This window comes from Nostoc sp., from assembly GCF_041747015.1.
In the GTDB taxonomy this organism is placed as follows: Bacteria; Cyanobacteriota; Cyanobacteriia; order Cyanobacteriales; family Nostocaceae; genus Nostoc.
Map to the genome: position 1 here is coordinate 1 of NZ_JBGTFY010000141.1, position 21,628 is coordinate 21,628.

A 21,628-nucleotide genomic window follows, 5' to 3' on the forward strand; every position below is an offset into this window, starting at 1 on the left:
TGTCATTGCTTTAAATGCACCCCGGAGTATGCAACTGTCACATACTGACAATTCTTTTAATTATTTATGCCCCCCGATTAATCAACCTCATTACAAACATCCTTCAGAAAATCAGATAGTTACTAACATTAATCGTCAAACCTAGTTTCTTCTATTCATCAGAAGACCAGCACCCCATAGAAAATATCACTTTTTTTGATGACTAATACCAATTCAGAAATTATCGCTAAGTTAAAACAAGCATCTGAAGGTTTGTTATTTATGAGCGAATCCGAGTATCCATTTCTTGTGTTTCTTTGGTCAGGTATTGCACCTAGAACATGTCCGGGCGGAAGTTATCCTGGCGCTCTGCTTTCCCTAGCCATGACTTGTTAAGCTGCCAGCTTGCCCAATTCGCAGTCCCTTTGGTTTGGTTTACTGAGAGTGCATATTGATTTTTTACCATGAGGTAATTATCAGGCGTAAGCTTAGTGGGAGGTGCGTTATGCGGGGGGCGATCGCCATTCGGATTCGCGATCGAATCAGTTTGTCGATATCAATTTTGATATCAAAACAGGAAATTACAGATATACCATTACCAATTGACACCTGCCTAGTTCCGCAAGGAGAATTTTGCTCCGAAGTGAATGTAAACATTAATGCTGCCACCTGTGGCCGTATGATAGACGTTATTGGAAATCTGTATTATCAATAACGAGTCGGTGAGCAATTATGCCTAACGAGCCAATTTTTGGTGAGCTAGTTAAAGTTGAGTTGGAGGCGTGTTTAGATGCCCCGATCGCTCGATATTTTGACGCACAACTTGACAAAGACCCGGATGTGTTGGCGCAGTTGTTGGCAGATAAGCGCAACCCCAATACTCGACGGGCTTATGAAAAGGATTTGAGGGATTTTTTTCTGAAGATGACTTTATTACCGCCGACTGGTGATAGTGTGCTGGAGTTTCTGCACTTGCAGCGAGAGCAAGCGGTGATGGTGGTGTTGAAATATAAGGCGATGTTGATTAAATCTGGGTTGCGGGAGGCGACAATCAATCGGCGGTTGGCGGCGATTAAGTCGTTGGCGAAGATGGGGCGGAAGTTGGGGGTGTGCAACTATTCCCTGGAAGATGTGTCGGGGGAGAAGGTCAAGGCGTACCGGGATACGCGGGGTGTTGATAGCAAAGCGATATCTATTGTAATTCAGCAGTTTGATAGGGAGACTTTGATTGGTAAACGCAACTATGCGATTTTTTTGGTGCTGTGGGGTTTGGCTTTGCGTCGCCAGGAGATATGTCAATTAAATGTGGGTGACTTTGATTTTTATGGGCGCAAGTTGAGGGTTTTGGGCAAGGGTAAGGGAACGAATGAAGAGTATTTGGATATGTCCAAGGATGTGGCGGCTGCTCTTGCAGATTGGTTAATTGCACGAGGGGATTTGAATGGCAATTTACCAATTTTTACAGCATTAGATTTTCATAATGAAGGGCATAGATTGACTACGGATGCCATCTATAAAATAGTGGCTACTGCTTTTAAGTTCGCTGGGGTTAAGAAACCCATGTCACCTCACAGGGTCAGGCATTCGGCGATTACGGCGGCACTTGATGCCACTGATGGGAATATCAGAAAGGTGCAGAAATTAAGCCGTCATGCAGACCCGCGAACGCTGATGATTTATGACGATAACCGGAATAAAGACCTGTGGGAAATGTCGGAGTTGTTGACGGGTATGTTGAAGGATTCGGACGAATAAAAGTTAATAATTTGAAGTGTTACGAAGCTGCGACGAGTAGCAAATTTTATTACTATTCATGCTCGCGTATTGCCCGAAGATACAAAACTACTTCCCATAACCCGGTTAGTTTTTGTATTGGCAACTCGTCAACAAACCTGGACATTATGAGATATAAATCAGTGTTAGCAAGGCGTGGCCATACACCTAAAGTTTTTTTCAATAATTTGCCTATAGTCAGGCTAGTTTTATTGGGATTTTTTGGTATATCAGCAAGCCGGAAAACAATCTCTAAAAATTTATGGATATGTTGTTTATCTAAATTTGTTTCCTTGTCTTGAAGAGCAAGTAAATTAGCAAGATAGATCACTTTATCTTCTAAACAGGATTCTAATTGCTCATCTCCCATATAAATTATCTGGGATGAAGCAACTTTAAAAGCTAAAAATACTAAATCTATCTCTGTTGCCAACAATGAAGAAACATCCAAAGTTTCTATAATATGTTTCAATTTTTCTCTTAGATCATCATAAATTGGTAAAGTATCCACCACTATAATTAACCATAACCAGGAATCTTTAGAAAGCTGATTTTCTTCTAAAGTTGCAATTGCATTTTCTGTAATTGTTTTTAGGTGACTAGATGCCAAATACTCGCTGAGTTCTGTTCCCAGTAATCGACTTTGTTGACGGTCACTTCGGAGTAAGGAGCCTAAACAGTCGTTCGCCAGCATTGGATCTCGAAGTAGCCTCAAATCTGGCACACGCTGTTCTTCCTTGACACGCACTGCAAAAGTAGCTACTTTGTCAATCATACCAAGGCATTCAAGTAATTCAACTGGTTTATCGACTGTAATTGCTGCAAGACCATTAACAACAAACTCCTCCCTTGTTAGTCTATTTGGATGCAATATATCATTCCAAAACTCTAGGTCATGGTTAAATGTATCAGCGTTAAGTTGCCTAGACCAACAATATTTTTCTAAGTCTTGAGCATAAGCCTTTAAAGATTCCACCTCTATGTCGGGGACAAGTATATTGTGTAATTTGCTAGTATGCCCCCATAGCATAGCCAGTTTCGTAGGCACAGTCCATTTTTCTGTTTCATTCCAATGACTAAATTCATTGTTGACTAGATAAAGTATGGTCTGAAATATAGAGAAGTGAAGCTCACCTTCCTCACTACATAACTCATCTAGTATTCTTGTAGCTAAATCAGTAATTCTGGAACCGTCACCACTAAAATGAAGAGCCAAGTCAATTAAATGAAGTTTTGATATGGGAGATGTCCAGTTTTCTGTTAAACTTTCGAGCAGACTTTGCCTTTGTTCTGCGGATATATTACCTAATGATTCTATTAAAATCTGTGGGAGTTTAACTGGTAAGCAGCATAATCGGTTTAATGTTTCCTCTAAGCCATCAGAATTTAAGAGAGATTCAGCTGCGCTACTTATTTGAATTAAAAAGTTACTGTTATCTGTGATTAATTTATCTAATCTAAAGTACCGTAGAAGTCCATCACTTGATGAAGGAATTACATCATCTGCACTGAACGAGTTATTATTTTCGATTTGATTTTCTAGAACTGTATAAAATCTAGCAACTGAATCATCTCTGAAAGCTTTTACTATTCTAAATCGCTCTCTAGCATTTTCTAATGATATTATTTCAGTAGTAAACTGCTCAAATGTTTCATTATCACAATCAAACCATGAACGATGCTGTTCCAGAATCTGCTTATATATATTTCGATTATTAGAGAGTAATAATAAAAGAGGATCATCAAATACTTTATTAAGTGAATTATCTTCACTCTTTATTTCTAGAATTATTTGAGAGGACTCATCTACTAAATTTCTTTGGATATTGCAATTTTTTTGTGGTTGTTTTGCTTCTACAAATGCTTCTCCTTCGTTAATAGCTTTTTCAACAGTTAACCAAAATTCTGCTCCTATAAAGACAAAAGACTTAATATAAATAAGTTCAAAAACTTCGTAACCCAGCCATTCCATCAAACTGGTATCAGATTCTATTTCACGACTAACTATCTTAGGTAGGTCTTTATAAAATTCCCTAGTAATGAGTTTGTTAACTATATTTTGTGTCTCATCCTCTTGGGGTTTCATACTGTTCTCGATTATTGCAGTATGAAGTATGTGAGCAGTAATTTTAGAAACTTCTGGATTGACTCTAAAGCGTTTCTGAGAAATTTTTTGGTCAATCCAGTTGAAATATCGTTGACGGCGTGTAAGCTCTTCTTGCTGCTCAATGTCTGTTGGTTCTAACAGCATGGTGATATCTAACGTTCCAATACCACGTATATACAAACCACTAATATCTAGAGCTACAAAATTGTATCCATTGTTTTCAGGATTAGATAGAGATGATAAGTGGAGAGTACCAAAAGTACCAGTATATAAATTAGTTACTATCCAATTAGCATAAGCTACTGCATAATCCTCGCTTAAATCTTTCTCTTGCCATCCAGTAACAATGGCATCTTCAGTAGCACGGAAGCAAGTTAGTATAAAGTTAAATTCGTTTTGAAAATTGTAAAAATTTTCAGGTGTCGCTGGTAGAATTTGTAATCTATGATTATCTAGGAGGCAGGAAGCAAGATAACGCCTAATAACTGATAGCTCCTCGGTTTCTTTTACTTCACCATCAATTACCTGTGCTTGTTTAAGAAAGTGGATGATTTCTTGTCCAGTAATGGGAATATAACGGACATTCGCTTTACGCAGTACCGAAATTTTCTCATAGTAATCATCTAGACTTAGTTGTTCACCCGCAAGGAGGGCATCAAGCACTTCAAGAATAGTAATAATGGGGGAACCTTGACGATGTGGAAATTTATTAATGCAACGGTCATCTATCCAAATAACATCATTTGGGTTAGCTGTAAATGTTAACAAGTCAGCAACAGTGAGTAGGTCTAAATTATCTTCTTGTTTGACTTCTTGCTCATTTTCATCGTCTGGTAGTGTAACTATTTCATAAATACCTTGTTCCAATCCATCACGTACTCGCTCCATTAGCCTTGATAACCATTGGTCTAATTCTAAACACTGCTTTTCATGAGTTTCCAATTCTAATTGGATTTGTTTAAGGTAATTATGCTCAATAAATACTTGAAAATGTTGACATATTTTGCTAAAAACTTTAGTTTTTGTTAATGATGAGATGGTACTATTTATGAAAACAACCGGAGTATTAAGTTGAGGGATAGGAGCAAAAGGATCTAGATAAGCTTGGTTGCCTAAATCTTGTAAAACTTCTTGATATTGTTCTTCTCCTAGTAGATTATTGCGTTTCAATGCCTCTACCAAAGAGCGGCAATTTATTATGTGTGCTTTTGCTGAATCTGATAATGCAATCGGGTATAATTCTCCTTCGTTATTCATCTTAGAAAGAGGTAAAAACTCAACTAAATACCCACCTTCAGCTTTGAATTTTTCTAGTAAAGATGCCCATTCTTTACCTTGAATTTCTGCCAGTTCTCCAAACTCCGTGATATTATTATCAGGTTGTATTTCTCTTAATTTGCGGCTTTTAATGTAATCTAAAATTTGACGATTAGTATCAAAACGAGAAGCTTGGTAAGATAAAAGCATTTGGCGCTGATGCACTAAAGACATTTGAAAAGCAGCCGAAATCTTCAAAGGTTGGAAATACTGTTCTACTGCATCCAGAATATCCAAGTGTGCGGCTAATAAAAAAGCGGATATGTCTAGATGTAAGCACCATTGAGAGGATAAACTTATAAATTCTTCTGAAAAAGGTAGTATTTGTAGAGGACGACCGCCGTGACGAATAAAGACAGGTGCTTGAAAATGTGGGTTAGGTACAAAAGCATTTTTTTGCAATTGTTCATGAAGCAGTTTTACTAAAGGAATTCTTCCTGCTTCTGTTACCAAGTGTATTGGTAGTTCTCCGTTATCATATTTTTGACTAATATCAGTTACTTGGTTGTACCAATTTTGATTTAATTTCAGTAATTCTCTAATTTCAATAGCCTTAAATGGCCCTTTTCCTTCTAACGCTAGAAGTTGTGCTTGTTGTATATATGAACGTGCTTCTTTTTCAAGATTCAACTTGAAACTTAAATCAATTACCAAACCCAGCAGATTTTCATCAATAGATTGTTCTGTAGCTTGCTTCCATAGCTTCTGTGCCAAGTCTTTGCTTTCGAGATAAACCCAACTGGCCGCCCATAGAAGATTGCTTGGGTGAGCATCTTTATGAGCTGCCAACTGTCGTGCTGATATTACCAGTCCTTTCGTATCTCCTAAGCGTAACTGTAAATTCATCCAAGTCAACAGATATTCAATCTGTCTCTGTTCTTTAAACAAAGCTTCAGCTTCAGCGACTACTTGGATTGTTAAGGAAGTTTTTGTTTTTACTAAACACCAAATTTTTAAATTGCGTAAGTACCCAGGCAAAAAACCTTCTGGGAATAGTTGTTGATTATCATTCAATAACTGGAGGCATTTTCTTGGTCGTTCTGCATTCCAGAGACAATTAACTGCAAGGTCTAAAGCCGCCGGAGTGCCAACACTTTCTACTAGCGTATCTGCACGGTCAGCAATGTAAGTCCAGTCTTTTAGGTCAGCTTTCAGCCGACAGCATTCATATAAAAACCAAGCATTTTTACTTTCCTGAAAGCAAGTTTCTAAATACTCAACTACTGATTGCCAGTCGTTAGACTGCTTGGCAATTTGTCGTAATATGAGGGTATGTACTTGACGACTAGCAGGAGTATTATTTAAAGTATTTGCTTCTTGTAAAGCTTCTAAATAATTTCCATTAGCAACCAGTATTTGAGCGTGCCAAAGAATCCAGTAATTTGTTAAGTCTTGTTGTTCAAATAAACCCTTTTTTTGCTCCAGAAGTGCTAATGCTTGTTGATTTTTGTCTTCATTTAAATATAACCAAATCAAAACTGTAATTTGTTCAAAATTATTTTCTGATTCTTCAATATATTTTTCTAAGGCATTTTTACAAGATAATAGATTAATTTGGTAATTTCGAGCAATAGCCCAAATAATTACTCTTGTTTGAATAGGGTTGTGTTGTAGAAGAGTTTGACAGAAAGCTTCAGCTTCGGGTTGTCGTTCTGGATCATTTGCCAAACAAGCTAAACGCCATTCTTGTCTATATTGGTATAACTCATCTTCTCTTTCAGTTTCTAATATCAGCTTTGCAAATTCAGCTTCCGCTTTACGTAAACGTTGTAAACTTTCAGCATCACGTTTTAGAAACGAACTATCTACAGGTTCTGGATGAGGAAAGGTTGATGGCTGCAAGATAACAGGCGATATTGCACTAAAGTAGTTAATTATTGCTTCATATTCACGCACACTCTCCCAATCAGGACTAATAGCAATAGCTTCTTGGATTTTATGTGTGGCACTGTGGATATTACCTTGACACAGAAGAGTTAATGCGTGCAGTCGATAAGTTTCAGCATTTGGTTGGATACTTTCAGGAATAGTTTGGATTTCGTTAATTACATCATCGAAACGACCTTGCTCTAACAACAATCCTAATCTGAGATTAAAAATATAGATATTATTTGTAGTGTAAATCTTGGTTAAAGTAGTTTTAGCACCTTCAGTCTGGTATGAAATAAGGGTACGAATATAAGTCTCATCTGTATCTGGATCTATGTTATGTGCTTCGTCTGCTAGAGCCTTAGCTTTCTCTCCATTTTTATCAATTAAAATTGCATACCCTGCTAACATTCTGAAAATTTTAGCTTGAAGCGATTTTGTGAATCTATTCCAATTCTCTCCTTTCCTTAATTCTGCTACACGAGCATAGGCATTTTTTACTTGCCCTCGATGACCCAGTTCTATAATTTCCTGTAGTTCTGCATTTTTAGCTTCTGATAACTCTAATAAAGTACGATCTAGTTCAGAAGTCACTGCTGACAATTGCAACTCTAAAAATCTTTGGTTTTGTTGTGCAGGTTGATTATAAATTACTGCCTGATAAACATTGTTATTAATTGTATTGATAGCAATATCATTGTTAAATATAGTATTGCCATCCCCGATAACAGCTTGGTTATTATTACCTTGAACGGCTCGGTTTTGATTTCCCTGAACTAAATTTTGAGGTGTGAGAGTATCAGCCTGCTGCGTTGAATTTACATCAGGCTGTTGTGGTTCCAAGTTCTCAGGTTGCTGACTCATAAATCAGTTCTACAACCCTAGCAGGTGAGAACCAGCCGCCGCACCTAACCAGGTTGCAACTTTCACAATAATCGGCTTGGCTGTTGTCCAGATTTTCTGACCTGCTTCCACGCCCTTACTCGTTTTATCAAGTGTTTCTGCCACAGTTCCCAAACGCTCTAATGCTCGTTGCTTATTTGGTTCTTCTTTATCCGTTGCTTTCTTAGCTGCACTCAAGTCTTCAATTACTTCTTCTTTAGTGTCGGCTGGGAGTTCTGCGCCTTGAATTAAAGTTTCTAATTCTGCCAGTAACTTTACAACATCCTCTTTAGTTAGTGATTCTCCGGTATCTGCACCCACTTGATTTTGTTGAGTTACTTGATTCCCATCACCCAGGACAGCCTGATTATTGTCCCCTTGAACTGCGCGGTTGCCGTCCCCTTGAACGTTACTGGCATTGCCGCCTACTGAACCACCAACTGAAAAGCCACCGGGATTGCTAGTCATAGTACTTACCTGTCCTACTTGGGTGTTTGAATAAAAATTAGGGCGCTCTAACGCCGTCATTACCATATTCTCTAATCTGCCGATTTGATTATCTTTTTCTGATAATAGTAATCTAATTTCTCGCTCTGGCAAGCTTTTTATCTCATTGTAAGTTTCAAAATATTCAGCACTAAGTTCAGACTTGTTAGATGTAGCTGCGGTTTCCGCACGAACTAAAAACTTATCTTTGCCTCGTACCTCCATCCCTACAATTCGTAATTCTGCCTGTGGGTGATTCTCTACCAACTGCTTAAAAGAAATTGCGATCGCTCTTGGGTCAACACTTTTGTTGTGGTACAGATCAAGTTTGTCAAAATATGAGCTATTTTGAGGATTTAATTCATCATTGATTGGAGTACGTATTGGAGAAGCTGGCCTGTTTCTTTTAGCACGATTTTTATTACTATACAACCATATAATAATTAAAATAATTATGATAAGACAAAATACTAATAACCACAAATATCCTTGAAGAAAAGTACGATTAAGAATAGGAGTAGGAGTAGGAGTAGGAGTAGGAGTAGGCTCTAATAAATTATTTGCTTTTACACTGTTAATGAAATTTTGAAAATCCGCATTCTCGTTTAAAATTTTAATAGTTGTGCTATCAAATTTCTTTTGTGGTGCGTTTTCCAATAAATTATTTATCACCTCCAATAGCTTCTGATTTTTCTTTTCTTTTGTATGAAAAACTATTATTCCGTACTCTATAATACTTGGTAGAGGCAAAATAATATATTCTTTTTCTTGTGGATTTGATGATATTTTTTTAAGTCTATCCCTCAAAAGAATTTCGTCGTCAAAGTAAGCAATAACATCTCCCTTTGTTAGTTTATTAATTGCGTCTTGAAAGTCCTTAGAATTGTCAATTTTTTTACTCCAAAATAATGAAGGGTACAATGCTTTTACAACTTCATAAGTAGTAGTTCCGGAGAGAACGCTAATCTTTAATTCTCGTGGTGAAGGTGGATATAAAAAAGTATCTTTATTTTTCTTTTCTAATAAAGCTGCTATGCTTGTCCAAGCAAAAGGATTTGAAAATTTTCCATCCAGATCATTCTCTTGTAATTCTGTAGCCTCACGTCCTGCGGTTATAGTATCAGGTCCACATAGAGCATCCAGTTTTTTTCCATCCTCTCCTTGTCCAGTGAAACGTTTCCCCCTTGTAACAGATACTGTCTTTATATTTCCGGTAATGTTCTGTTTTAAAGTCTCTATGAAGGCATGACAATAACCTTCAAACCTATCACTATCAGTCCGATCAGGAGCTATAGAACTTATAGGAGCAGAATTTTTCCGAAGTCCAATAACATAGGTTGGCTGTGATTCATTTACTCTTTTTGGATTGTTACTACTCTCTCCCGTCTGTGTTAAACCCAGAGAATTTGAGAATAAGATTACTACAATTACGAATCCACCAACCCAATAGTTTAGCTTCATGGCATTTCAAATGCATATATCAAATTAAAATACAACCGTGATTCTATTTAAGTTAGATTTTATTCTAACTTGGACTTTGGACAAATAGGCATTGAGCCGAGATAGGCATCACCGTGCCGATTATGACCGGAGAAGTCTTGGGGCATGGCTGGGCGCTGTATACAAATTTATTTTGGGATACAGCAGATATACCATGAACAATTCCAGAATTTTAATGCTTTAAGTTGATTGGCTATTTCTAAGAGAAAAATTTAATGGAAATTGCAAGTCATAAACACCCTCGCTACGACGCTCCGCGATCGCCGACTTTAGGCAAGAGGTAGACGAGCGCCTGGGGGAATTCGCCTTCTTCAGCAGTCTGGCTCAAGCCACCAACAGAAAACCCCGGTGATGAACCGAGGGCTAATGTCTGCTGTCTAGTTTCTGTCTAGATGTCTGTCTGTTCTGTCCCTTGTTCTATAAGAATTCTGTCTACTTCTGTCCGTCTGGATGATTTTCAGTGATTTCGATGGTGTTTGCATCAAGCCAGATGGCCAAACTGTTCTCAACCAACTCATTAAACAGTAATCAAAGAGAACAGGGTGGGGTATTATTCGCAATTGACGACAGAGGATTGAGTCATATCGTAAATTACGACATTAGATTGATTCATGTCGTCAATTGCGACAGAGGATTGATTCATGTCGTCTCTGGCTTTCAAACCAATGTCTCGACGAATACTTTGTAATAATTCTAGACCCGTGCGTTGAGAATTGGGGTTAGCTGACCAAATCGCGTTGACTGTAATCTCAGTACCTTGCAAGAATGCGTTTACTGCCCCTACGAAGTAATCACCATCTGAGTAGTCTAGGCGGACTAGGTAAACAAAGTTTTTGTCAGGGTAAAAGGTCTTTTTTAACTCACTAGCTTTTTCATAGTCGGGGTGTTCTTCAGACAAGTAGGTAATTTTTGGTTTGTTGGGCTGACTGAATCCCCCTGATTTCGCCCAATTGGGGTCTAACTTCTTGCGCCTTTTGGCTTCTCCCATTATCGACTCCTTTGTGCTACCGAGTGCAGAATCAAGGTTAAATCCATCTTAATTGTCCCGGAAAACAGCGATCGCTCTCCTCACTTCTCTTTGCTGTTTTATCCATTAGATTTTTAATGCTGATTTAGTTAACTACATTGAATAAATCCATGATTAGCGATCACTAAGCCAACAGAGAATAATGATCGCCATGAACACGGGTTACTGATGATTTTGGTGGTGGGTAGTAAAAGCTCTGCCATAGGTAGGGCTGTTACTCTAGGCTTGATATTGGGCAATTTATATATAGGGTTGGACAAGCCTAGCAGTTTACGGAATTCTGGGTCATGTTTGACAAGTAAGCAGTATTTTCAAGAAAATTTATCCCGATAATAATTTATGGATTTATCACAGTTGAAGTGGTTGAAGAACGTGAAAGATCAAGGGCGTTGGGCTTACAGTGATCCTGATGATATGGCTATTCCCGGAACGAATATTTTTTGTCTACACTGGCGTAATTATAAAGATAAACCTAATGCTAAAGAACCTCTCAAGGGTGATCTAATGCTACTGATACAAGGAGCGAGAGTAACTCACATCGTAGAATTCTTAGACGATGAAGTGTATGAGAATAAAGAAGCTGAATGGAATATATATCGCATAGTAAAAGCCATTTGGATGCCGAAGAACAATTTTGATTGGGACAAACTCCCTGGTTACATAGAGGTTTTTGGCTATGAAGATATTGTCTTTGATGGTTTAGCACATAGATTATTTGATGAAAACAGGATGTATACGTTTCATCAACATTGGAAACCGTTAGGCGGTTTACCAGCTTTTCAGAAACACCTGGGCGATATACTGATTAATGCTTCAAAAATCCCTAAGCAAATTATCGGAACTTTCAATGATCAACCACTGCGGTACATTCGTAGTGAAGGTAGCGGGGCTGAACTTTTGGATATCGTCACAATAGGCGACTTTCCTGACGAGAACTTCTTGCAGGGCTTGTGGCGATGGGTGCAGACTGACGGACAAATTGTTGTCGATGAACAAGCACTGAATAGAGCCAGAACACAAGGCTAAACTTGTGTAAGCTAAATAATATGTAATAACATTGGGCTGTTTAGAGGGCTGATTTATTATTGGTGCTTCTACCGTGGTTGTCCGCGATGCCGTAACCATGCCGTAGGCTACGACCTATACATGGCAAGGATTGCCGTGATTGCTGCCGTATGCCGTAGACACCCATTAAGGCCAGTAAGACATCCCTTTTTATGACCACGGCATCACGGCAAGACTTTCACCAATCAGGCAGGGAGTAGCTATCATTGTCATCAGAATTTACCTTCTCAGTCTTAACTAATTCAGCTAATCCATCAATTAATTCTGACTCCTCATAACCAGATAACCTGTCTGCTTTCTTCAAATCGCGTAATGTTTTTGGCGTTTTATTCTTGACATTCTGGAAGTATTCATAAATCTTTTTAGCCACCTCAGATAATGGTTTGGGATGTAGATTGTGATCAGCAGTTAAATTAAATTCAAGCTCATACACTCTATCTAGATATTCCTGCTCCGAAGCAATTGGCTTGGCTTGATTAGATAATTGGGGCATTAATGCCACAACAAAACCACCAACGGAAGCAATCATTACTGGACGCAAGTTTTGATAGGAGACTGTTTTTACTGACAGATATTTAGATTTAATTTGTTCTCGTTCTTGCTTACCTGGAATAATGTCACCTCTATTTAAAATCAATTCCAGTACCCCATAAGATTCTTGCTCCCTTCCATTCTTGATATACCTGTTACCTAACAGCAGTAAATTGAGACAGAGACGAGTTTGAGCATCCATCTTTTCAATGCCCAAAGCCGCCAAATTAAAAGACTGTAGGGAAGCAATAAACTTAGTATTAAACTCTCTACCAATCAGTAAAACATCAAGTAATTTACCCCCATAATTCCAATCAGAGTAATGCTTACTTAATTGGTCAGCAATCACTAACCAGTCATCCAGAATTAGAATCAATGGCGGTAAGGATTCGCGCTTTGTTTCTGGTAGTTGCTTACGCTGTTTGTACGAGGTGTAAAAGTTGTCAATTACCTCTTTGGCTTCGTCTGGGTTTTCCTGATCAAAGACAATTACCCGCCCCTTCTCGCGTAAACCACAAAAACTATCATTCTTAGCACTAATTACCCAGATATCAGCACTCTTGTAATCCGCCAAGATTTTCTGAATTAAGTAATTGAGCGTTACCGATTTACCGCTTCCCGGTGCGGCAACTAAAGCAGTGGAGCTATCGGCTCTGGCTAGGGCTTGCAAAGTACTTAGGGCAAGAGCTTCTGATGGGTCAAGGCTACTAGCAGTATTTTGTCCTAATGTCTGCTGTTCAGAGCCAGTAACTTTATCGTCACCCCTGGCGATATCCTGCATTGATTGCCCTGGCAATGCCCCGGCTGGTTGTCCAGTCGCCTGTTGCAGTTGCACCCGTGCTTCTGCCTCTGCCCTTAACCTCACTTGCTCCTGAAATATAGCTAACTCTTGCGGTGTCATTTTTGACAACTGCGCTTCTCTTACCCGTCTATTCTCCGTCCATTGGTGGAATTCGTAATCTAGTTGGGCGCTATATGCTTCCTTATGGAGCCTTAACCCTGACCAAAGTTTGGCAATTAGCCAATTGCTACGAATTTCTTCCCTAACAGAGGGCATTATTTGGACTAATCGCCATTCCCTAGCTTTGGATAACCCATAAGCTCCACCAACGAATAGCACTGAAGCTAATCCCCACAAAGCCTTATCCGGGTTACTTGGTTCTATTATTCTTAAGCGGGTAGCTTTGGTAGGCAAGAAGTTATCACGCTGAAACTCTGGGTTAGCTGGTGCATAAGAAGAGGCATAAAACTCCGATTCAGGCATTATGTAACGCTTGTTGGGAGTGCAGTACCTTTGACGGTTAACTGGATGAGTGAGCTTTTCGGGGATGAAGCAATATTCAACCAAACTAATCTGAGTGCCAGTGAATGACTTTGCCCCACAAATTAAGCCAATGGTTGCCAGCACCCCCACAGTGATATTGTTGGCTGTTCCTGAGCGTAGATAATCCTCAAACCGCTTACGTTTCATTGGCTTCTCCCTCTTACTATTGCTGCAAGCAACAACACTCCTAATGCTGCTAACCCAATACTCAGCCAAGGTGTTTCAGTCTGGGGGCTGGGCTTAACTTCGTACTGTCTTACTTCTGAATAGAATCTTGTCTTACCTGTACTAGTTGCTCCTGACACCATTCGATACTCGTCAAACGCTACCCAAAGAGTTGCCCCTACACTTGCAGTTTGGGCAGTTGCTACCATGAAGTCTTTACCAATGTGGATTCGCCCGTCGTATTGAATTTTCGTGAGAGTGTTGGCGAAAAATAGCCCAAGTACAATGCTGCTTAAAGTGCCAGAAGCGATCGCCCCAATCCCAAGACTTGTCAGTAAGCTGACTCCAGCATTGGCAGTAAACACTCCCAAGAATGTAGCCAGTGCTTTGTTTAGCAGTTGCTTGTTACTGAAGACATCCCTAATTGATTGCTCTAACCGTTCGCCGTCTTCGCTCTCTGGGGTCGGTTTTTCTTCAGTAGTTTCACCCCACATTAACGGTGTGGACTGTTCACTGGTGTTTTGGAACTGTGATAATAGGGAATCAATTTCATTCATGTTTACCTCGCGTGGGTGAAACAGAAAAAGCCAGAGTTTTCCGTCACTGCTGGCTTTTAGCTAACTATGGTTAGATGCCCATAAAATTCCTGAACCACTGCCCTACACGACTAATCCCAGCAGTGCGCGAGTAATTGGGCTTTGGTATGCGGTCGGTTTTCGCTTCACTACCGTTTGTCCACAGTGCGCTAGTAACTGCGGTTTCATAAGCTCTATCTGCTGCGTCTTGGACTTCTGGGAGTTTGTTAGAAGCTTTGATTAAATCAGCCTCATATTTTGCGATCGCCATGAGGTCGGCTGTAGCCCCAGATATCTGAATCAAGGATGAGCGCTGCGCGTGACGGGTGGACTCCGCAGTGGTGGCGTTGACGTGTTCTGCCTGCATCTCGGACATCTCATTTTTGAAACGCTGCTCTCCTGTCTTACTAGTGTTGATAGCTTTCAGGGTTTGCGTACCGTGTTTTTGGGTCAATTGCACCAGTTCGGCATAGGCTTGGTTTACATCCCCAGTTGTTTCAATAATCTTCCGATATGCTTCCAAAGCCTTGGGTAAATTGGCTTTTGCAGTGTCAGACAGTCGCGCCATGTCCGCAATTTTGGTGATTACCGTTTGATCTCCCTGTAAGGCTTTATTGAACTCTTCAGCCGACACATCAAACAGTCTCCCCATTGCTCCTAACGTACCGGGGGCATTATTGGGAATATGATTTTTGAGTTTCGCTCCTCCAAAATTACGTGCCATTTAATCTCCTAATAAGGTATTAAGTCGTAGTTGATATCATCGTCAGATTCGGGCACTTCATCCCAGTAACCCATGTCTTCAAATCGGCTATAAATTCTCGTTGCCAGTTGCCTTACGGGGTCGTCAAAATCTTCAGAAATTAAATCAAATCTGTTCTCACCAAATGCCAAAGTATTTGCAATATCAGGGTCAATCCCATTACCCAAGAATTGACCAAATGCAGCAGAGTATGGATGGTCATCGATGGTTTCATGAGTTGCTAAGAATTCTGTTCCGGTGAAAGGTGGGTAATCTTCACTCTCGAATTGCGGTGTGGAGAGTGCTTCAATATCGGACTCAATCATTGCTGCCCATTGTTCAGGATTTTCCGCTTTGAATTGCTGCTTTCTTAGGGCCGAGTCAGTCAGAGGCGATTTGCCCCAATCATTGGGATTTTTGTAGTCAAGTGTCATTTGTTAAAATCCTTAATGTCTGATGTGTACTTGATGCACTTTCGGGTGAGGCGATCGCACTTACTTTGGTCGGTCGGGGCAATCGCTTCATCATCAGTTTTCACAAAACTCATTTAATTCAAAAACCTCCCTTTGCACTTGGGTTTGGCTTAATTCTTTTCGTTTGCCTTTCGAGTCATTGAAAATGAAAGGAGCATTGACTTCACAATTAGAGCGATGGCTGTAGCGGAGTTGTTGACCACGGAATTGGTACAGGTGGTTACGTTGTAAGGCTGTCGTTGAAAGCATAAGTTTGTCCCTCAACTTGGGAGTAGAATTCGATATTTAGGATTGCTTCGTGAATCTCCATCAAGGCTTGGACAGCATCACCCATTTTTAAGTCATTCGATGTACTGAACTTTTCGGAGGCTTCGATTTGTTTGTAATTTGGGGATGCTTGCACAAACCTAAGAATTTGTTCGCAACCGAGGATGATGGTCATTATTTCGGTTGTTGTTAGCGATGGTTGTGTATGCACGGTGTCGTGGTCGCTCATGACCTGTTTCTTCTCCTTTGGGTTTTTATCGGTGCGGTAGGTGATTCTCCTTGAGTCGGTTTCTGAAGTACATAGCTGATTGCACCTGCACCCCCGACAGCCGCAGCGATAGTGAACATATTGTTTTTACCGATGTACTGCACTCCGAAATAGCCAAAAGCGATCGCTGCGGCTGTTGCTCCAATGCCTAAAACCGTGTTTCTAAATGTGGTTCTGTTCATGCTGCCCCTTTGAAATTAGTGACCATTGCGCTAAGTGCCGATTTATTTGGCTGCCTAGATTGCAGTGTTTCGGCTTTTGGCGTTGTTTGCACATTGCCGTGTTGAAAAATCAGCTTTTCTACACCTGCTGATAATGCTTGTGTCGGTGCATCTTGAGGTAAATCAAACATCTTGCACAATTCAATTACTGCTAAGTAGGAGATGGTTATACGCCGAGATTCGTAATTCATTAATTAAGCTCCCCTCGATATTTGAGTTAATAGCTTCAACCCCAAGGCATTGATGAATTGGGGATTATTCAAGACCACAAAGCCTAAATCGGCTAAGTTTTGATCCACCACGGGCAGAGAAACACCCCCACCCCAGGCGACAAGGTATTTCGCTCTATCAAGGTAATTACCAGCAGTCACAAAGTTAGCGAATTTCTCAATCCTGGTACTCCACCACTGATCTAGACACTGGCTGTACTCTGCCTCAAACTTCTTGCCTGTGAGGTGGTTGCCTCCATAAGTGAAAGTGCCTTCAATAATCCCCTGGTTCACCAAACTGGGTGAGTGCTTCACATCCTTGGACAGCAGACTTACTCGGTCGTTTCGCTTGTCGAGAGCTTCTGCAATCATGCTATGTAGTTCACCGGCTCCACCCTCTATCAGGTGACGGTCAATCACTGCACCACTGCCATTAAAGACAGTCACCAACCAAGTTGATGAACCGATATCGAGTGCGATCGCTAATTCTGAGGGGTCAAGCACCAGAGATGCTTCACCGAATAAGCAGTGGGCAATGCTTCCAAAACCTTCGGGATAAATCCCTGTCACCACGATTTCAACTGTCTTGCTGACAATGGAACGAGTTACAGGGTGCAGATGCTCAAAGGTGTGAGTCCCTTCAACTCTGCGCTTAATCTCAGTTGCCCAGCGTTCTGGGTTGTGGTTGCTCAAACTAATTGAAAGTTTCATCCCCGAAGGAATGTTGAGAACTGCTAAGTCTGCAAGGATGCTTTCTAATGCGAGTTCTGCTTTTTTGCCTTTATCTTCATGTAACAGGGTGTGGTCACTTTGTGCGATCGCTGCACTTCCCCAAAAGAATTGAACATCTTTTAAGTCAAGCCGCGTTCCTTCTACATAACGCACCCAGCAGCCATCTTTTGAGATGGTTTCGTGGTGCTTAATGTTGCGGTTGCGAACAAGTGAATATGCGGCTGGCATCATGAGCGAAAAATCACCGATGATTGCCTTGCCATACCCTGCTCCTGAGTCTTTACCTCCTGTGAGGTCAGTTAGCCCAGATTTGGCTAACAAGTCTGCTTGAACTAGCCAATTTGGGGCATTGGAATATATAGCTGTCATGGTTCAGATGATTGGTAAAGTCTTGTTTTTCCTGGCTTTGCATTGATTTTTAGTCAAATCTAGACAAATCCAGATATCCAGTTAGGGGTTAGCCAAAGCGTCACTTTCTGGCTTCTATTGCCTTTGTTGGGTGGCTGTTTTTGGCTGACAATGTTATAGTAGCAATAGGTAAATGAAGGTGTCAACTACCTAACAAAAAAGTATTGTGAGGTAATAATATGGTTTAATCAACCCAAGCTAATGTATGCCCAACCAACGAGCAAAAGACCGACCAAGAATAATGTTCGTCTGTAGCCAAAAACTTGCAGACGATTTGCAAGCAAGGGCAGTTCAAGAAAATCGGAGCCGTAGCAACCTGATCGAGACACTACTTACAGAAGTGATGTACCCGCAACAAAACTCATCACAAATCAAAGAAGAAAGCAGCCAATTGCAGGCATTTTTAAAACTCCTGACCAGCGATAAACCCCCCACTGACCCCGATTTAATTGAACTCGCTCACGACTTAGAACTAGATGTAAAACTCCTGATCAACCTGCGTGATCGCCTATTCCCCACTCGACCGAAACAACCCAATGGACACAAATAACCTAGATTTGCTTGACTATTTAAAATTTGGCGACTCTGGCGAACCGCTTTTAGACGCACCCACACAGGCGATTGCACTTACCTGGGTACGTTCGAGATGTCAGACTATTGCTGCTTGGGCTGCACAATTCGGTCAGGATTCGTGCCACGTTCGTTATCCCGGCGGCAAGCATTACGAAGTTCCAGCCCAACTTGCAGAGGTAACTATGTCTCTACCACTTGCCAACATTGCTAATCAGTCTGTTTTTACTCTCGCTCAATCCTGGAGCCGGGAGTCAGTAAATCTTTTAGCAAAAATGGTTGAGGAGCCATCACCCCAAACTTTAATCAGACTCACTGACCAACGCCAGGTTTGGTGTAATCAGCCATTCGCCGAATTGATGCGCCAATCCGGTCAAGAAGTTATTCAAAAAAGCATTGTTAATTACTGGTTGCCTGAAGATTTGAATAACCTGTATCAGATGCTAAAGACTGAGAGCAATAGCTTTGAAATTAATTACCGCGCCCAACTAAACGACGACCCCAACCTTTGGGGCAATTTGACTGCACGTAATGAAATATTTCAAGTCGATGGGCAATGGTATCGCCTGTCCACTAACTTGGCTAGTCAACTAATCGCTTGTCCCGAACCAGTGCATTAATTTTTCGAGACGCGATCGCAATTGGCTGCGGTTCAAAGAACTTGAATTAGAGTTTGCTGATAATTATTTTGCTGATAATTATAGTGTAGAAACTTGAGCAGATGTTTTTAACTTTCACATTATGCCAGCGCTGGAACCTGAAGCCAAAAGATGTTTAACTATAAGTACATGAGGAATCCAAACAATGAGTTGAAAATTATTCACTATTCTCAAGGGGGAATGCACAAGCGATGATAAATTACTTGAAGTATATATAGGATTTTTAGTGACAAAAAACAGGTTGATTTTTCTCACTAAAAATAAAGATGGCAACAGGGGAAAATGAACACTATAACGGGCAAGCAACTGCCCAAAGTTATGTAGATTCAAATGAGTAGAAATGGTTTGGGTGGTTACTAAATCCCCTAGCTATTTCCCAAATGTGTCGTGTAAAAAAAAAGAATTGTCAATCACACTGACATTCGGAAATACGATCCTGAAATCTAGCCCAACAGAACTTTTGAATTCCCATAAAAAAATATTCCTCTACTATCTAGAAAAGGAAAATTCGATTATACTAAGAGTGATTTGTATCGTTAACCCTTACTGATAGGAGGAGTGTTAGTAAAGATTCTTCGGATCAACAGTTTTTAAGTTAAGCAGTTCTAATTCAGGTATTTCAAGACTTCGAGCGTACTGGTTCCTAGAATTTTCAAGATGCGATTCGATGCTGGCAGGCTAGAAAACATCTAAAAAATTCAACCGAGGGATACCAGGCGCTCTGCATTGGGGACAAATACCGCCAAAGTACACCTCTAAATAATAATCTAATTTTGTTGGTTTGTAACCAGGATTAGACAATTTTTTAGAGCCAGCGCTGTATTTGCTTCCCGACCACCTTCATCAATCAACAGAAGCGAAACGAAGCGCCAAAATAATGCAAGTCAACACCAACAACGATTTCAGGCTTTCCACGACTCAGAGCTTATCGAAAATAGCTGGTACTCAATCAGCCAGCCAAGAACTAACGCCAGAAAAAACTAATACCTCAAGAACTCAACAGGCATTTGAAAAATTCGACATCCGAAATTTTCAAGACCAACTAGAACCATCCAAAGCTAAAGATAAGTTTATTTGTCCAGCTTGTGGCGGGAATGACTTATCTATCGTCCCAGAAACCGGGAAGTACAGATGCTTTAACGGCTGTGAGTGCAAACACGTTAGAGAGGCGATCAAACCTTGGGCTGAAGTTCTAGCAGAAAGAACAGGGGCTAATTACACTCCATCTCTAAACCAAAATGCTGCCAAACCCAAGAGAATCTTGCCCAAACCAGCACCAATTCCAGATGGTGAATTAGGTTTGGTGATGTTGACGGATACTGTAACAGATATACCCCAACCGAAAAAATTAACGAGTAGACCACCAAAAGATGTTGAGGGCAGTGCCACCGAAACAATTTATCCTTACTCAGAGTCGCAATGGGTGGTTCGCTACCAGTGGCCAGATGCGAATAAGGAGAAAGGTTACAGCAAGACCTTTAGGCAATGGCATAGGCTTTCAGATGGCACACCCCAAATGAAAAAAGGCGATTTTCCTTGGGGAGCATATCGCATTGATGAAGCTTTAGCCTGTGCTAAATCAGTAAATGGAACCCCGGCACTACTCCAGCATGAAGGCGAGGGATGCGTAGAAGTTGGTCGGGAGCATGGTCTTGCTGGAATTACGTTTCAGGGCAGTGGATGGGATAAAAAGACTATCACAAGAGAATATCAACGCGCAATTGAAGCAGGCATAGGATTAATCGTTTTTCTGCATGACCCCGATGACACTGGCTTGAAAAAACTCCAGACGTGTTCTGAGTGTGCAGCCGAAGTAGGAATTGCATTTATTGGAATTAGCCCCAATAGCATCTGCCCCGATTTACCATATAAATCGAGCGACATTAAAGAAATTTTGGGGCAAATGGAAGTACCAGAGTTTATCCGCAAGCTAGAAGAGGAGATCCACGCAGCAGTACAAGAGCGATCGCGATCGCTTGAGTTTGCAGAATCTGAAACTATTGAAAAAGAAGTTACGGATTTATCTAATTTCAGTATAGATATTGACCCAGCAGACCCGGAGGCATTCTACAAATCCGTCTGCCAATCCATGAATTTACCCTACTCTAACTGCGTGACGGCGGGTACTTTTGATGGCTGGGCTTACCGAAAAATCTTTCCTCAAACTGAATGGATGGTACTGAATTCATCCTTTTACAAGTGGTCACAAGAGAATAACCAATGGCAACACCAAGATGATAATAAAGCTTACAAGCTCCTCGCTGACGCTGGAGAATCCGCTTACAAGCTCTCTTACACAAAGACATTTGGCTGGAGAATAACCAAGCCTTACGAAACTAACGCACACAAGGAATCTGCCTTTAAATATTGCCGCAGTCGCTTAGAACCAGCAGAACCACTGCCAACCAATACTCATTTATTAGGGTTTAAGAATTGTGTTGTTGACTTGCGAACTGGTGAAAAAATGCCTCATCGCCAA

Annotated in this window: 16 protein-coding genes and 3 pseudogenes; 6 read left to right on the forward strand and 13 right to left on the reverse strand. The window is 40.6% G+C overall.

The features are described 5' to 3' along the window. Window positions 1-198 precede the first annotated feature (198 nt). Window positions 199-315, forward strand: a pseudogene (locus tag ACEW80_RS10930) (nuclease A inhibitor family protein); the annotation flags it as partial. 7 nt (window positions 316-322) lie between these two features. Here the strand turns inward: ACEW80_RS10930 and ACEW80_RS10935 are convergent. Both ACEW80_RS10935 and ACEW80_RS10940 read right to left on the reverse strand, forming a co-directional pair. Next, window positions 323-490 (reverse strand): annotated as a pseudogene (locus ACEW80_RS10935) (DNA/RNA non-specific endonuclease); the annotation flags it as partial. Beyond that, window positions 439-636 (reverse strand): hypothetical protein, encoded by a 198-nt coding sequence (locus tag ACEW80_RS10940; RefSeq protein ID WP_373526598.1) that lies wholly within the window; start codon window positions 634-636, stop codon window positions 439-441. The pseudogene ACEW80_RS10935 and the gene ACEW80_RS10940, both read right to left, overlap by 52 nt. Window positions 637-711: 75 nt before the next feature. On the opposite strand from ACEW80_RS10940, the gene ACEW80_RS10945 reads away from it, so the two are divergent. Further along, on the forward strand, window positions 712-1,734 hold the full coding sequence (locus ACEW80_RS10945; RefSeq protein WP_373526599.1) for a tyrosine-type recombinase/integrase: 1,023 nt from the start codon (window positions 712-714) through the stop codon (window positions 1,732-1,734). A 52-nt stretch (window positions 1,735-1,786) separates the two neighbouring features. On the opposite strand, the gene ACEW80_RS10950 is transcribed toward ACEW80_RS10945, so the two are convergent. From ACEW80_RS10950 to ACEW80_RS10960, 3 genes are all read right to left on the reverse strand, one after another. Continuing rightward, a complete protein-coding gene (locus ACEW80_RS10950) occupies window positions 1,787-7,909 on the reverse strand; it encodes a hypothetical protein (protein ID WP_373526600.1) in 6,123 nt (2,040 codons plus the stop codon). A 9-nt stretch (window positions 7,910-7,918) separates the two neighbouring features. Beyond that, the gene (locus tag ACEW80_RS10955) at window positions 7,919-9,874 is read right to left on the reverse strand and encodes a hypothetical protein (protein WP_373526601.1); all 1,956 of its coding nucleotides are present in this window, start codon (window positions 9,872-9,874) and stop codon (window positions 7,919-7,921) included. Window positions 9,875-10,463: 589 nt separating this feature from the next. Beyond that, window positions 10,464-10,901: a hypothetical protein gene (locus ACEW80_RS10960; RefSeq protein WP_373526602.1), complete on the reverse strand. Its 438-nt coding sequence runs from the start codon at window positions 10,899-10,901 to the stop codon at window positions 10,464-10,466. A gap of 378 nt (window positions 10,902-11,279) precedes the next feature. Here ACEW80_RS10960 and ACEW80_RS10965 point away from each other — a divergent pair, with 378 nt between their 5' ends. Beyond that, window positions 11,280-11,966 (forward strand): hypothetical protein, encoded by a 687-nt coding sequence (locus ACEW80_RS10965; protein WP_373526603.1) that lies wholly within the window; start codon window positions 11,280-11,282, stop codon window positions 11,964-11,966. Window positions 11,967-12,183: 217 nt separating this feature from the next. Here the strand turns inward: ACEW80_RS10965 and ACEW80_RS10970 are convergent, their stop codons facing one another. The 8 genes from ACEW80_RS10970 to ACEW80_RS11005 form a co-directional block, all read right to left on the reverse strand. Beyond that, window positions 12,184-14,007, reverse strand: a complete 1,824-nt coding sequence (locus tag ACEW80_RS10970) for a hypothetical protein (RefSeq protein WP_373526604.1) — start codon at window positions 14,005-14,007, stop codon at window positions 12,184-12,186. Continuing rightward, window positions 14,004-14,582, reverse strand: coding sequence for a hypothetical protein (locus ACEW80_RS10975; RefSeq protein ID WP_373526605.1), 579 nt, complete (start codon window positions 14,580-14,582; stop codon window positions 14,004-14,006). The genes ACEW80_RS10970 and ACEW80_RS10975 overlap by 4 nt, the downstream gene beginning before the upstream one ends. Before the next feature lie 70 nt (window positions 14,583-14,652). Beyond that, complete coding sequence (locus ACEW80_RS10980) at window positions 14,653-15,324, reverse strand: hypothetical protein (protein ID WP_373526606.1); 672 nt, start codon at window positions 15,322-15,324, stop codon at window positions 14,653-14,655. An 8-nt stretch (window positions 15,325-15,332) separates the two neighbouring features. Beyond that, window positions 15,333-15,776: a hypothetical protein gene (locus tag ACEW80_RS10985; RefSeq protein ID WP_373526607.1), complete on the reverse strand. Its 444-nt coding sequence runs from the start codon at window positions 15,774-15,776 to the stop codon at window positions 15,333-15,335. A gap of 259 nt (window positions 15,777-16,035) precedes the next feature. Next, window positions 16,036-16,311: a hypothetical protein gene (locus ACEW80_RS10990; RefSeq protein WP_373526608.1), complete on the reverse strand. Its 276-nt coding sequence runs from the start codon at window positions 16,309-16,311 to the stop codon at window positions 16,036-16,038. Continuing rightward, window positions 16,308-16,532, reverse strand: a complete 225-nt coding sequence (locus ACEW80_RS10995) for a hypothetical protein (protein WP_373526609.1) — start codon at window positions 16,530-16,532, stop codon at window positions 16,308-16,310. Before ACEW80_RS10995 ends, ACEW80_RS10990 begins: the two co-directional genes overlap by 4 nt. Beyond that, window positions 16,529-16,762, reverse strand: a complete 234-nt coding sequence (locus ACEW80_RS11000; RefSeq protein WP_373526610.1) for a hypothetical protein — start codon at window positions 16,760-16,762, stop codon at window positions 16,529-16,531. The genes ACEW80_RS10995 and ACEW80_RS11000 overlap by 4 nt, the downstream gene beginning before the upstream one ends. A gap of 3 nt (window positions 16,763-16,765) precedes the next feature. Beyond that, the gene (locus ACEW80_RS11005; protein WP_373526611.1) at window positions 16,766-17,881 is read right to left on the reverse strand and encodes a ParM/StbA family protein; all 1,116 of its coding nucleotides are present in this window, start codon (window positions 17,879-17,881) and stop codon (window positions 16,766-16,768) included. Between the two features lie 244 nt (window positions 17,882-18,125). Here ACEW80_RS11005 and ACEW80_RS11010 point away from each other — a divergent pair, with 244 nt between their 5' ends. The 3 genes and pseudogenes from ACEW80_RS11010 to ACEW80_RS11020 form a co-directional block, all read left to right on the forward strand. Beyond that, window positions 18,126-18,470: a hypothetical protein gene (locus ACEW80_RS11010; protein ID WP_373526612.1), complete on the forward strand. Its 345-nt coding sequence runs from the start codon at window positions 18,126-18,128 to the stop codon at window positions 18,468-18,470. Further along, window positions 18,457-19,110, forward strand: coding sequence for a PAS domain-containing protein (locus ACEW80_RS11015; RefSeq protein WP_373526613.1), 654 nt, complete (start codon window positions 18,457-18,459; stop codon window positions 19,108-19,110). The genes ACEW80_RS11010 and ACEW80_RS11015 overlap by 14 nt, the downstream gene beginning before the upstream one ends. 916 nt (window positions 19,111-20,026) lie before the next feature. Beyond that, window positions 20,027-21,628, forward strand: a pseudogene (locus ACEW80_RS11020) (hypothetical protein); the annotation flags it as partial.

What these genes read in the sequence shown, in the direction of transcription:
- ACEW80_RS10940 (WP_373526598.1), bottom strand. Translation starts at nt 636, where the DNA reads ATGTTTACATTCACTTCGGAGCAAAATTCTCCTTGCGGAACTAGGCAG.
- ACEW80_RS10945 (WP_373526599.1), top strand. Translation starts at nt 712, where the DNA reads ATGCCTAACGAGCCAATTTTTGGTGAGCTAGTTAAAGTTGAGTTGGAG.
- ACEW80_RS10950 (WP_373526600.1), bottom strand. Translation starts at nt 7,909, where the DNA reads ATGAGTCAGCAACCTGAGAACTTGGAACCACAACAGCCTGATGTAAAT.
- ACEW80_RS10955 (WP_373526601.1), bottom strand. Translation starts at nt 9,874, where the DNA reads ATGAAGCTAAACTATTGGGTTGGTGGATTCGTAATTGTAGTAATCTTA.
- ACEW80_RS10960 (WP_373526602.1), bottom strand. Translation starts at nt 10,901, where the DNA reads ATGGGAGAAGCCAAAAGGCGCAAGAAGTTAGACCCCAATTGGGCGAAA.
- ACEW80_RS10965 (WP_373526603.1), top strand. Translation starts at nt 11,280, where the DNA reads ATGGATTTATCACAGTTGAAGTGGTTGAAGAACGTGAAAGATCAAGGG.
- ACEW80_RS10970 (WP_373526604.1), bottom strand. Translation starts at nt 14,007, where the DNA reads ATGAAACGTAAGCGGTTTGAGGATTATCTACGCTCAGGAACAGCCAAC.
- ACEW80_RS10975 (WP_373526605.1), bottom strand. Translation starts at nt 14,582, where the DNA reads ATGAATGAAATTGATTCCCTATTATCACAGTTCCAAAACACCAGTGAA.
- ACEW80_RS10980 (WP_373526606.1), bottom strand. Translation starts at nt 15,324, where the DNA reads ATGGCACGTAATTTTGGAGGAGCGAAACTCAAAAATCATATTCCCAAT.
- ACEW80_RS10985 (WP_373526607.1), bottom strand. Translation starts at nt 15,776, where the DNA reads ATGACACTTGACTACAAAAATCCCAATGATTGGGGCAAATCGCCTCTG.
- ACEW80_RS10990 (WP_373526608.1), bottom strand. Translation starts at nt 16,311, where the DNA reads ATGAGCGACCACGACACCGTGCATACACAACCATCGCTAACAACAACC.
- ACEW80_RS10995 (WP_373526609.1), bottom strand. Translation starts at nt 16,532, where the DNA reads ATGAACAGAACCACATTTAGAAACACGGTTTTAGGCATTGGAGCAACA.
- ACEW80_RS11000 (WP_373526610.1), bottom strand. Translation starts at nt 16,762, where the DNA reads ATGAATTACGAATCTCGGCGTATAACCATCTCCTACTTAGCAGTAATT.
- ACEW80_RS11005 (WP_373526611.1), bottom strand. Translation starts at nt 17,881, where the DNA reads ATGACAGCTATATATTCCAATGCCCCAAATTGGCTAGTTCAAGCAGAC.
- ACEW80_RS11010 (WP_373526612.1), top strand. Translation starts at nt 18,126, where the DNA reads ATGCCCAACCAACGAGCAAAAGACCGACCAAGAATAATGTTCGTCTGT.
- ACEW80_RS11015 (WP_373526613.1), top strand. Translation starts at nt 18,457, where the DNA reads ATGGACACAAATAACCTAGATTTGCTTGACTATTTAAAATTTGGCGAC.